Here is an 11,267-nt window from a genome sequence, read left to right as displayed (position 1 = left end):
AGCAGGCACCGCCGGCCCTGACGGCGCGGCTGCTGGGCCTGCCGCGCGGGCGCATCGTCGCGCGCCGCCGCGCCCACTACGAACATCTCTACGGCCTCACGCGGGCGCTGCCCGGCGCGCGGCCGCTGCTGGGCCCCCTGCCCGCCGAGACCGCCCCCTATGTGATGCCGCTGTGGGTGGACGAGCCAGAATCCGTCTACGCAGCGCTGCGCGCGGCCGGCTGTGCCGTGTTCCGCTGGGACCGTGTCTGGCCCGGCGTGCCCGATTTCCCCGACGACCACGGCGCACGCTGGCGAACCCAGGTGCTGCAGCTGCTGTGCCACCAGGACCTTGACGACGCCATGCTGACCCGCACCTGCGACGTGCTCACCGACGCCCTGAAGACATGAGTTCCACCACCGAACGCCCCGCCTCCAAGCAGGCCCGCTCGCTGAGCGGCCTGGCACCCTTTCTGCGCCCCTATCGCGGGCGCATAGCGCTGGCCTTCCTCGCCCTGCTGCTGTCTGCCCTGGCCACGCTGGCCTTCCCGCTGGCGCTGCGCGGCCTCATCGATGCCGGCTTCTCGGCCGGCAACCCGGGTGAGCGGCTGATGGCGCTGCGTGAGCATTTCCTGGCCATGTTCGCCGTTGGCGCGGCCTTGGGGTTGTTCTCGGCCTCGCGCTTCTACATGGTCACCTGGCTGGGCGAACGCGTCACGGCTGACCTGCGCAACGCCGTCTACAAGCACGTGTTGCGTCAGAGCCCCGAGTTCTTCGAGACCACGCAGACCGGCGAGGTGCTGAGCCGCATCACCACGGACACCACCGTCGTGCAGACCGTGGTGGGCTCCAGCCTGTCCATGGGCCTGCGCAACATCGTCATGGGCGTGGGCGCCCTGGTGATGCTGGTCGTCACCAACCCGTATGTGATGGGCCAGGTGCTGGGCATCCTGGTGCTCATCGTGGCGCCGGCGCTGTATTTCGGCCGCCGGGTGCGCAAGCTGTCGCGCGCCAGCCAGGACCGCGTGGCCGACACCTCAGCCATCGCCGCCGAGGTGCTGAACGCCGTCACCGTGGTGCAGAGCTACACGCAGGAAGGCGCCGAGGCGAAACGCTTCGCCGCCGCCAGCGAGGCAGCCTTCGACACCGCGCGCAAGCGCACCCGCGTGCGCAGCTTCCTGGTCGCCTTCATCATCACGGCCGTGTTCGGGGCCATGTTGTGGGGGCTGTACCAAGGCACGCAGGCCGTCATCGCCGGCAAGATCTCGGCCGGCCACCTGGGCCAGACGGTGGTCTATGTGACGCTGCTGGTCAGCAGCGTGGCGGTGCTTGCCGAAGTCTGGGGCGACGTGCTGCGCGCTGCCGGCGCGACCGAGCGCCTCATTGAGCTGATGGAGGCGCGCTCGCCCGTGGCCGAGCCCACTTCGCCCCAGTCGCTGCCCGCACCGCATGGCGGCAGCCGCGTGGAATTCGATGCCATCACCTTCCACTACCCCTCGCGGCCGCAGACCGCAGCGCTGGACGGCCTGTCGCTGACCGTGCAGCCCGGTGAGACGGTGGCGCTTGTCGGCCCCAGCGGCGCTGGCAAGACGACCGTGTTCCAGCTGCTGCTGCGCTTCTACGACCCGCAGTCGGGCCAGATCCGGCTGAATGGCGTGCCCACGCAGACCCTGCGTCTGGCCGACCTGCGCGCCAACGTCGGCCTGGTGCCGCAGGACAGCGTCATCTTCTCGACCACGGCGATGGAGAACATCCGCTATGGCCGGCCCGACGCAACCGACGAGGAGGTCATGGCGGCGGCGAAGGCGGCGTTCGCGGACGACTTCATACGCGCGCTCCCGGAGGGCTATCAGAGCTTCCTGGGCGAACGCGGCGTGCGCCTCTCGGGCGGCCAGCGCCAGCGCATCAGCATCGCCCGCGCGATGCTGAAGAATCCGCCGCTGCTGCTCCTGGACGAAGCCACCAGTGCACTGGACGCGGAGAGCGAACGCGTCGTGCAAGCTGCGCTTGAAGCTGCGATGCAGCACCGCACGACGCTCGTCATCGCGCACCGGCTCGCGACCATCCAGAAGGCCGATCGCATCGTCGTGCTGGACACAGGACGCATCGTGGACATCGGACGGCATGACGAGCTGGTCGCGCGCGGCGGTCTCTACGCCAAGCTCGCTGCGATGCAGTTTGGATTGGAGACTGAGGCGGGCAGCACCGATCAAGCGGCGGCTGCGGGTTGAAACGGACTGCGCTGAGCGTTAGCGGACGTCGCCCACCCAAGGGAATTACACCGACCCGAGCCTGACCCCCCACGCTCAGAATTTCGGTATGCAACGTCTCTTGATTCAAGCAGCCGCAGTCGCGTCTGTGTTTGCAGGGGGCCTGGCATTCGCCGGAGGAAATGGCGTCGTGTCCCATGTGGAGTACCGCGGCCACAAGTTCACGCTTGCCCGGCAATATGCAGACGTCCGCGACTACAACGATGACGTTGAGAAGCTGACAGCTGCGCAGGCCGAACTTGCGTCAAGCCTGATTCGGAAGGCACCATTTGGTCCGAATTTCAAGGATGCCAGCGCGCTTTTTGCCGCGCTCGACAGCCTCCGGTTCCCTGGATACGGCTCCTTCTTTGCCAACCAGATGGGAGCCAAGTCGGACTCCAGGCTCGAGCTTTCATACGTCGAACTGCCGAAGGCATCAGCAAATCGCTATTTGGTCACCGAGGTCCAGCCCGACGGCACCTACCTTGTCGTTGCAGACTTCATGGCACCCTCGGACCCTGAAATCACAAGTGTTTCCCGTGGGAAAAACGGGGAACTCCAGTTTCGAGGCGAAAGCGGTCGGACGGTCATACCCAGATAGCGAGCGTCCAAGCCCGGGCGGTGAGCGACCGTCTTTGCTGCCTCATAGCTGACGGCCTCAGGCTGACTGCCGTTATTCCGGAAGGCCTGCCGAGGCGACAGCTTTCCGGCCCTAAGCAGTCCTAGCGACCCAACGTTGCGGCTAACCGGCGCGCGGAAGGAGGTGCAGCCGACTGGAGCGCGTCCGGTTGAGCCGCGGGTTAGACCTCACCGTTTGGCCCTTTGAACTCCAGCAGCACATCCGGACACCGCTCTTCATTGGCTTTCCCATCGGTGAGCTCGACTACCTTGAATCCGTGCCGCTCGTAGAACCGGCGTGCGCCGCTATTGGCCTGGAATGTGTACAAACGAATTGGAAGCGGCAATGTGCACTTGGCATGCGCCAAGAGCAAGGAGCCGATGCCTTGACCAACAAGTGTTGGTTCGACTGCCATTTGCGTGATCCACGACAGCGCTTCAGCTTTATCGGCGGCCATTGCGGCCACTACCTTGCCCCCGATTTCAGCTACTGTGACACCACCCGATGGGACCAAGTGTGCTCCGACCCAATCGCGTACCTCTGGGTCCGTATGGGCTGACGGGGCATAGGGCATGAAGGCGGCGCGCGTATCGATCAGCAGGCTCGCCACCCGTGGTGCATCTGCAGCAGTGGCCGGGCGCAGCGTAACGTTCATTGAGGTCCAACGTGTTCTATGCGGATAGTTAACGATTCCTGCCCAGCATTTGAGCCTGCGCCGGACCCTTCGCATCGAAGCGGCCAAACATGGCCTTGTCGGCTACGTCGACAATCTGCTTACGGTTGGACTTCGAACTGAAGTCAACGCAGCAGCAGGGTCAGACTATGCCAATGGGCGGGTTGGACTGGATCAGAGCCTGACGGGAGAGCAACTCCTCGGAACGTTCATCCACGAGTCGGATCACTTCTAGACCGCAGCAGGTGATCCTTCCTGGTGGGTGTTCCAGACCTTGGCGCCACGCCTTCTGTGCGCTTGGCATGCCGCTCTTCCGCGCAATGAGCGGCGCCGGCCCGGCGCAAACCCGACTTCGTCGTCGTTACGTCATCTTCGTTGGTTTCGTTTGTTTTGTCTGTTTCGTTTATGGGCTAGTATCGCCCGGGTATCCTTTGGAGAACCCACCATGACTGCCCCCAGCCGACGCCCGCCGCGGCTGCCCAGCGATCACGAGATCGCCCTGGCCCGCGAAGCCAGCCGCCAGCTCGCCCGCCTGCTGCCTGCGGATGACAGCCCCGCCGATGCCCCAACGCTGCGCCTCGTCACTGACGACAACCAGCACGAGATGATTGCCATCCCGCCCGGCGCCCTGCGCCTGCTGGTGGACATGCTGACCCAGCTAGGCCAAGGCCGCGCAGTGACCGTGCTGCCGCAGAACGCTGAGCTCACCACCCAAGAGGTAGCTGACTACCTAAACGTATCCCGCCCTTACGTGGTGAAGCTCATTGAGGAAGAGAGACTCCCCGCCCGCAGGGTGGGCACGCACCGCCGCGTGGCGTTTGAAGATCTGCTGCGCTTTGACGAACAGCAGCGCGCCCGCCAACGCTCCGCGCTGGACGAACTGGCCCGCATCGATGCCGAACTGGGCCTCTGAACCCTGGCCTGGCCCGTTGAGATGAGCCACTTCACCGCCGTCCTGGATGCCAACGTCCTGCACAGCCAGCCCCTGACCAGCCTGCTGCTGGAGCTGGCCGTGGCGCGGCTGTACCGTCCCGCCTGGAGCCAAGACATCCACACAGAGTGGCGCCGATCCGTGCTGCGCGTCAGGCCTGATGTGGATTCCGCCGCGCTGGACCGCCGCCGTGCTGCCATGGATGCGGCCCTGCCGGACGCCTGTGTCAGCGGCTACGCGCCCTTCATCGAGGTGTTGACCCTGCCCGACCCCGACGACCGCCACGTGCTGGCCGTCGCAGTGCGGGCGAAGGCCCAGGTCATTCACCTTCAACGAGCGCGACTTCCCAGTCGACACGCTGGCAGGCTTTGATGTGGTTGCCCAGCACCCGGATGTGTTCCTTCGCCACCTGATAGACCTGCAGCCGGCACTGGTGCGTGCGCGCATCGAGCAGATGCTGCAAGGCTGGCGCCAACCACCTAACACGCCCGAAGCCTTCATCGACACGCTTGAACGCACCGGCCTGCCGGACACTGCTGCGGCGCTGCGAGAGCTGTTCGCGGCGGGCTGAGTCCAGCCTCAAACCAATACCAGTCTGTCGCGAGCGTCAGGTTATGGCCGAGTGCGGCTCTTGCCTGGATTGAGTCAGTTCCAAACAACCTGCTCGCCAGTTGCCGGCACAAAGTGCAACGCCTCTGGCCCAGAGAATGAATCCCTGGTCAAGTCAATGCACAGAGCTATCCCAGTACCCTCAAGCCGAACTGACTCTTGTTCCTCGACAACCGTCTCGACCCTTACGCCGACCAAATGATCGAGCATCACAGGGCCGCCGTCGCAACCAAGATCGAAGGCGTTGAAGACGTTCAAGACGTCGCCGCTATCAAAGCGAAGCTGGACATAGTCATGTACGCGGTCAGCAGTCAACACGCGCTGACCTACGAGGGCGAAGAGGCGCGACGACGTCATACCCAAAGCGTAGTTCGACTCCGACAAGCAGTCGTTCACTGAAGACAGCTCCTAGCCACCAGTGTCGCCGCACCACCGGCCCGGCGAGGCGTCAGCAACTCATCGATCCGACGGGCTGGCGCATGAGATCGGCTGGCGGAAATGCATGCGGGAACGCGTGACCTGGCACTCAGCTGTTCCTACTGATGCAGCCTGACATCTGCGTGAGTGCCTCCGGGAAAGGTCCGCGCCCGAGCGAGTCACCTACGCGCAGAGCCGATTGCGTCCGCCCCGCTTGGCGCGGTAGAGCGCAGCATCGGCTGCCTCAAGCAGCGGCGCCAGCTCGTAGGGCGCATCGGTCGCCAGCCCGATGCTGACAGTGACCTGCCAGTCCGGCCCGCCCAGCTCACCCCAGGGATGGATCGCGACGCGTTCGCGTAGACGTTCGCAGACGTCGATGGCAGCCGACCGGTCGGTGTCGGGCAACACGATGACGAACTCTTCACCCCCCTGTCGCACCACCACGTCGCTGGCGCGCATGCTGTCCTGCAGCAGTTGCGCCATCACCGTCAGAACGCGGTCGCCGGCGGCGTGGCCACAGCGGTCGTTGATGGACTTGAAGTGGTCGATGTCCAGCTGCGCCAGAGCCAACGGGCGCTGCTCACGTTGAGCTGTCGGCAGCAGCTCGGCGCAGCGGCGCTCCAGATGGCGGCGGTTGCCCAGCCCGGTGAGGGGGTCGCGTTCGGCGCTGGCGGCCGCCTCTGCGGCGCGCTGGCGCTGCTGCTGGGCCTCCAGCCGCGCGTCTTCGGCCTGCCACTGCACCTGCTGAGCTTCGGCGCGCGATACGAAGAGTTCTGACTGGGCGCGCATCTTCCTTGTCAGGTCACGCCGTTCCTCGCGTTCGGCCACTTCCAGATGCTGCAGGGCCTGCTCGAAGAGGCCGAGGGCGCGGCAGGCACGGTAGGCCGAGCGTCGGGCACGGATCGTGGTCTGCTGCTGTCCATGAACCCCCATTTCGTCGATCACACCCTGCGCCAGTGCAAGTGCGGACTCAGGCTGTGCCTGTGCCAGATGCCAGTCGGCGAGCGAGGTGCACATGCGCCAGGCATGGGCCTGCAGGCCGTGATGCTGCGCGAGCTCGAGTACCTGGCGCAGCAGCGCGCCAGCACCGGCAAGATCCCCCTGGTGCAGCATCACTTCGGCCAGGTTACCCAGGATGGGCGCGCTGTGCGCCGGATTGGGAAACTGCTCCAGCAGTTCGCGCGCACGTTCGGCCGCGGCGCGCGTTTGCTGCAACAGAGGTTGCAGCTCGGCATCGTCGGCCTGGCTGTCCAACAGCCGGTGCAGCAGGCCGATGCCGATGACGCAGAGGCTGTTGTTCGCCGCCATATTGAGCGGCGCACTTGCATCAGGGCCATGGACCCGCAACGCGTCGGACAACAGGCGCTCGGCCTGCCAGGGGTCACCCATGCGCTCGAAGCAGGCCGCCAGCGCCATGGCAGCGTCGAGCGCGGCGCTGGCGTCGAGATCGCGCGCCAGGCGCACCAACTCGTTCGCGGCACCGAGCGCGGTCTCGAAGGCCTGGGCCTCGCTCGCGGCGATGGCCTGTGTGCGCAATACGGCGCAGCGTTCGCGCCGTTGATCGGGGCCCTGAAGCAGCGGCAGCGTCTCACGCGCAGCCGCCAAGGCCTCGGTGAAACGGCCCAGTCGCGCCAGATGCAGGCAGCGCAGCTCGGCCGCGCGGCCGAGCTCCAGCGGACGTTGAAGCTGTTCGGCGAGGTTCATGGCGGCAATGCATGCGGCCAATGCCACCTCGGGCACGGCCCTGCTGCTGCGTCCGCCCTGGGCCAGGGCCGCTTCCAGCTGCTGGGCCAAATCCACCTGCGGCAAACCCGTCGGCACGGCGGCCAGCGGGGATGCGGATCCGAATTCAGAGTCAGTGCCTTCCACCTTTGGGGATTGCGTCATTGAATTGATGTGTAAAGCGCCATGGATCGGCCGGCCTTGCCGGCCGCCCGAACGCAGCGCAGATGGGAACTTCTCTACGACGGACGGCAATCCAAGCTGTAGCCGGCCGCCATGCCGGCGTCACCATACCAGCCGCCTCCGGGGTAACCCGCCCCTGGCCAGACAGTGGTGTTGCACATTCCCGCGCAGGATGGCTGCCATCGCTGCGGACTGGCACTCAAGGCGGATGTCGGCCCGAGGCGGGCTGCCATCAGCTGCAAACAGAATGGCCTATCGCCAATCACCACCGCCTTGATGCAGTCCCAAACAGCCCGGTCGACGGCACGTGGGAAGGTCGACATTGAGGCGCTCGTGCGGCCTGGCGCGACACCCGGCGGGATGTCGTTACACCCCTCCGCCGTCGCCGGCACCTAACATGCGCCCTGTTGTCCCTCCTTGAATGTGCGTATTTCCGTGATTTTCCGACGTTCCTCCTCCTCCCTGCTGCCCATCGTTGTTGCCAGTGTGGCCCTTGTCGCCGCGCCCGCCACGGCCCTCAGCGCGCAACACGCCAAGCCGCGCGCCGCCGTGCAGAAGCCCAAGAACAAGGCTGCCGCAACGGCCGAACCCACCATGACCACCGACGCCAACGGGCAGACGGTGCCGGCGCTCGCCAACAAGGCCTGGGTGCTGATGGACTTCGACACAGGCCAGGTGCTGGCAGCGTCCAACCCTGATGAGCCGCTGCCGCCCGCGTCGCTCACCAAAATGATGACCAGCTACCTGGTGGAGCAAGGCCTCAAGAGCGGCAAGCTCAAGCCCACCGAGCCAGTCACCATGAGCCTCAGCGCCTGGTGCCGCGGCGGCAAGCAGGGCGACAGCTGCATGTTCGTGCCCCTCAACGCGCAGGCATCCCTGATGGACATGCTGCGCGGCGTGGTGATCGCCAGCGGCAACGACGCCTCCAAGGCCTTGGCCGAGCACATCGGGGGCTCGGAGTCAGGCTTCGTGGCGATGATGAACGCCGAGGCCAAGAAGCTGGGCATGACCAAGACCCAGTTCGCGAATGCCGCGGGGCTGCCGGATCCCGACAACAAGGCTTCGGCGCGCGACCTGGCCGTGCTGGCGGCAGCCATCATTCGCAACAGCGCGGAGTACTACCCGCTCTACGCGGAGCGCGAGTTCACCTACAACGGCATCAAGCAAGGCAACCGCAATGCGCTGCTGTACACCGACCCCACGGTCGACGGCCTCAAGACGGGTCACACGGAAGAAGCTGGTTACTGCCTGACCGCTTCGGCCAAGCGCAACGGCATGCGCCTGATCTCCGTCATCATGAACGCCGACAGCAAGCAGGCCCGGGCAGACCAGACTCGTGTGCTGTTCAACTGGGGTTACGCCAACTTCGAGCAAGCCAAGCCCGCGCAGGCTGGCGCGACGCTGGCAACCGCCAAGGTCACCTACGGCGTGGTGCCCACGGTCAATGCAGGCGTGGCCCAGGCCTGGACGTTGACGGTGCCCAAGGGGCAGGCGGCTGCGGTCCAGACCTCCATCTCGCTGAATCCCACCCTCGAGGCGCCCATCGCCAAGGGCGCCGTGATCGGCAAGATCGTCGCCACCGCCAACGGCAAGCCGTTGGGCGAGGCCCAGCTCATTGCGCTCGCTGACGTGGAACGCGCCGGCTTCTTCGAGCGCCTGCGTCAACGAGTCGTCGGCTGGTTCTCAAAGTGACCGCCTGAGGTCGAGTCAACGCCGCTGCCCGCAGCGGTCGTTGGCGACCTTCAGACTCAGACGATTGCCACGCCGGGATCAGAGCGGTGGGAAGCGATTCGCACCTTCCGCTGGCAACTTGTACATGCAGGCGACGAACAGCGGATCGAGGAGCCAGCCGTTCAGCCATTGCCGGACCGACGGCAGGTCCAGCATCTCAAACCATCCCGGCTCCACGGCAGCGAACTGGCGCACGAACGGCAGCACCGCGAGGTCGGTCGCGCAGGGCGTGTCGCCCCCCAGGCAGGGCGCGCTGTGCAGCCGCCCCTCGAGCGGTCGCAGAAGGACCTCCAGCGCCCTGTCACGGTGAGCTTGCGGCGTGAGGGTCTCGCTCGCGTAGCGCTGCGGATACTTCCAGCGGTCGAGGTGATGCTTGAAGTCACCGTCATTTCGCTGCAGCAGGTCCAGGTTCGCCGGCGATTGCGCCCTCGCCCACCAGCCCCGCACATCGGACGCCGTGAGTGCCCAGCGCATGATGTCCCAGCTCTCCTCGATCACCTCGCCGTCGGGCAACTGGAGGACCGGTACCGTGGCCTTGGGAGACAGGGCCAGCAGGCTCGCCGGCTTGTCGCGCAGGCTGACCTCCACCGCCTCGAAGGCCCGCCCGGCCTGCAGCAGCGCCATGCGTGCGCGCATCGCGTAGGGGCAGCGACGAAAGGTGTAGAGCCGGGGCACCTGAGTGCCCGGCAGAGCGAGCGGTGCCTGCGAAGTCGGCGTCGGAGCGTGCATGGAGAAGGGTCTGGATCTGTGCAGCGGCACGACGGGTTCAAGGCGGTGTCAAGTGGCCTGCGCCTATTGGACCCGCAGCACCTCAAAGCGCTGTGCTGCCGGAGAGACGTGCAGCGACACCTCATCACCTTCGAACTTGCCCAGCACGGCCCTGCCCAGCGGCGCTTCGCCGCTGATGACCTGAACGACCTGGTCGCCGCTGGTCAACTTCATGCTGCCTCCAGCCGGACCGAGAAACAGCTGTTGCTGCTTGTCGTCGGCATCGACCAGGCAGACCAGGGCGCCGATCTGTATACCTTTGCTGGCGTCATAGGCGCCAGGGCGGAACATGCGCCATTGGGCCATCGCCTGTCGGATAGCGTCAGCGCGACGCGCTTGGCCAGTCGCCAGGTAGGCCGCTTCGAGTCCCAGGGTGTCGTACTTGTTCTCGGCGATGTTCTCTTCGTGAGTCGCCGTTTCGTGGGCCGTCCGCGCTGCCTGCTCGGCTTGAAGCAGGTCTTCGGCGAGGCGTTCCAGCACCTGCTGCTGCAGCAAGAATTTATCCATGGCGAAAAGTAGGCAGCTCGAACAAGCAAGGGCTTGTCGATTATGAAGGGCTCCATCAAGTCACGGTCATGCCGACGTCTCATCCGCCACCGCCCATCGAACGAGGGGATTGCGTGTGTAGGTCATGTGTCGGTTAGAGTCTTTCGAGGCTCTGACGTGGCGGGGCCAACCTTCAACAAGAAACCCGTCCGCACGCGCCGGCCGGCGCCCTGTGAAAAGCCTTGCCCATTTGGAGACCGAAGATGCGCCGCCCTGCCCTCCGCGCCAGCTCCCTGGCCGTGCTTGCGTCCCTGATCGCGCCGCTGACGGCGCTGGCCGTCGATGGCAAGCCCGTCTACCAGGCCCAGGTGCAGCGCACCAGCTTCGGCATCCCACATATCCAGGCCACCGACTGGGGCAGCCTGGGCTACGGCTATGGCTACGCCTTTGCGCAGGACAACGTGTGCGTGCTGGCGCGTGAAGTGCTGGCCGCTTCGGGCACGCAGTCGCTGTACTTCGGCGCGAGCACCGTCGCATCGGACCGCGTCTACAAGTTGACCAACTCGGCCGCGCGTGTGGATGCCGCGTGGCGGGTCATCGACGAGGAGACCCGTGATCTGCTAACCGGCTATGCCGACGGCTTCAACCGCTACTTGCGCGACACCGGCCCCGGTGCGCTGCCCGCGGATTGCCGCGCCCAACCGTGGGTGCAGCCGATCACCGGCAAGGACGCGTTGAAGGTGTTGCGCAAGCTGCTCGTTCGCGCCGGCACCGGCAACTTCATCGCCGGCCTGAACGCCGCGGTGCCGCCAGCGGCTGTCGGCGCCGCCGCAGCGCCGGGTGCGGACGTGGCTGTCGCCGCGGCCGCCCCCGCGCCGTCTCTGTCGCACGCCCTGGCCGC

The 11,267-nt window shown here is 66.1% G+C and carries 12 protein-coding genes and 1 pseudogene; 9 read left to right on the top strand and 4 right to left on the bottom strand.

The window, feature by feature from the left end; all coding sequences use genetic code 11:
- From VGF12_RS25420 to VGF12_RS25410, 3 genes and pseudogenes are all read left to right on the top strand, one after another.
- A pseudogene (locus tag VGF12_RS25420) lies at positions 1-389 on the top strand (DegT/DnrJ/EryC1/StrS aminotransferase family protein); the annotation flags it as partial.
- A complete protein-coding gene (locus tag VGF12_RS25415; protein ID WP_331178841.1) occupies positions 386-2,209 on the top strand; it encodes an ABC transporter transmembrane domain-containing protein in 1,824 nt (607 codons plus the stop codon). The pseudogene VGF12_RS25420 and the gene VGF12_RS25415, both read left to right, overlap by 4 nt.
- An 88-nt stretch (positions 2,210-2,297) precedes the next feature.
- Positions 2,298-2,828 carry a hypothetical protein gene (locus tag VGF12_RS25410; RefSeq protein WP_331178840.1) on the top strand — a complete coding sequence of 177 codons (531 nt, stop codon included), beginning with the start codon at positions 2,298-2,300 and terminating at the stop codon, positions 2,826-2,828.
- A gap of 199 nt (positions 2,829-3,027) precedes the next feature.
- On the opposite strand, the gene VGF12_RS25405 is transcribed toward VGF12_RS25410, so the two are convergent.
- Entirely contained in the window at positions 3,028-3,501 is a 474-nt protein-coding gene (locus VGF12_RS25405; protein WP_331178839.1) for a GNAT family N-acetyltransferase, read from the bottom strand.
- Between the two features lie 463 nt (positions 3,502-3,964).
- On the opposite strand from VGF12_RS25405, the gene VGF12_RS25400 reads away from it, so the two are divergent.
- The 4 genes from VGF12_RS25400 (at position 3,965) to VGF12_RS25385 (ending at position 5,458) form a co-directional block, all read left to right on the top strand.
- Positions 3,965-4,432: a helix-turn-helix domain-containing protein gene (locus VGF12_RS25400; protein WP_331178838.1), complete on the top strand. Its 468-nt coding sequence runs from the start codon at positions 3,965-3,967 to the stop codon at positions 4,430-4,432.
- 21 nt (positions 4,433-4,453) lie between these two features.
- Complete coding sequence (locus VGF12_RS25395; RefSeq protein ID WP_331178837.1) at positions 4,454-4,822, top strand: PIN domain-containing protein; 369 nt, start codon at positions 4,454-4,456, stop codon at positions 4,820-4,822.
- A gap of 22 nt (positions 4,823-4,844) precedes the next feature.
- Positions 4,845-5,021: a hypothetical protein gene (locus VGF12_RS25390; protein ID WP_331178836.1), complete on the top strand. Its 177-nt coding sequence runs from the start codon at positions 4,845-4,847 to the stop codon at positions 5,019-5,021.
- Positions 5,022-5,218: 197 nt separating this feature from the next.
- Complete coding sequence (locus tag VGF12_RS25385; protein WP_331178835.1) at positions 5,219-5,458, top strand: hypothetical protein; 240 nt, start codon at positions 5,219-5,221, stop codon at positions 5,456-5,458.
- Between the two features lie 201 nt (positions 5,459-5,659).
- On the opposite strand, the gene VGF12_RS25380 is transcribed toward VGF12_RS25385, so the two are convergent.
- Positions 5,660-7,297 (bottom strand): GGDEF domain-containing protein, encoded by a 1,638-nt coding sequence (locus VGF12_RS25380; protein WP_331178834.1) that lies wholly within the window; start codon positions 7,295-7,297, stop codon positions 5,660-5,662.
- 519 nt (positions 7,298-7,816) lie between these two features.
- On the opposite strand from VGF12_RS25380, the gene VGF12_RS25375 reads away from it, so the two are divergent.
- On the top strand, positions 7,817-9,073 hold the full coding sequence (locus VGF12_RS25375) for a D-alanyl-D-alanine carboxypeptidase family protein (protein WP_331178833.1): 1,257 nt from the start codon (positions 7,817-7,819) through the stop codon (positions 9,071-9,073).
- 78 nt (positions 9,074-9,151) lie between these two features.
- On the opposite strand, the gene VGF12_RS25370 is transcribed toward VGF12_RS25375, so the two are convergent.
- Together VGF12_RS25370 and VGF12_RS25365 are read right to left on the bottom strand one after the other, a co-directional pair.
- Positions 9,152-9,841, bottom strand: a complete 690-nt coding sequence (locus tag VGF12_RS25370) for a glutathione S-transferase (RefSeq protein WP_331178832.1) — start codon at positions 9,839-9,841, stop codon at positions 9,152-9,154.
- Between the two features lie 63 nt (positions 9,842-9,904).
- Positions 9,905-10,387 carry a GreA/GreB family elongation factor gene (locus tag VGF12_RS25365; RefSeq protein WP_331178831.1) on the bottom strand — a complete coding sequence of 161 codons (483 nt, stop codon included), beginning with the start codon at positions 10,385-10,387 and terminating at the stop codon, positions 9,905-9,907.
- A 242-nt stretch (positions 10,388-10,629) separates the two neighbouring features.
- Here VGF12_RS25365 and VGF12_RS25360 point away from each other — a divergent pair.
- Positions 10,630-11,267 (top strand): penicillin acylase family protein (locus tag VGF12_RS25360; RefSeq protein WP_331178830.1); only part of this gene is annotated, 638 nt, incomplete at its 3' end.

It is taken from the genome of Roseateles sp. (assembly GCF_036404855.1).
Lineage (GTDB): Bacteria > Pseudomonadota > Gammaproteobacteria > Burkholderiales > Burkholderiaceae_C > Pelomonas.
Note: the sequence above shows the minus strand (reverse complement) of the source record. Positions and strands in the feature narration are given on the sequence as shown.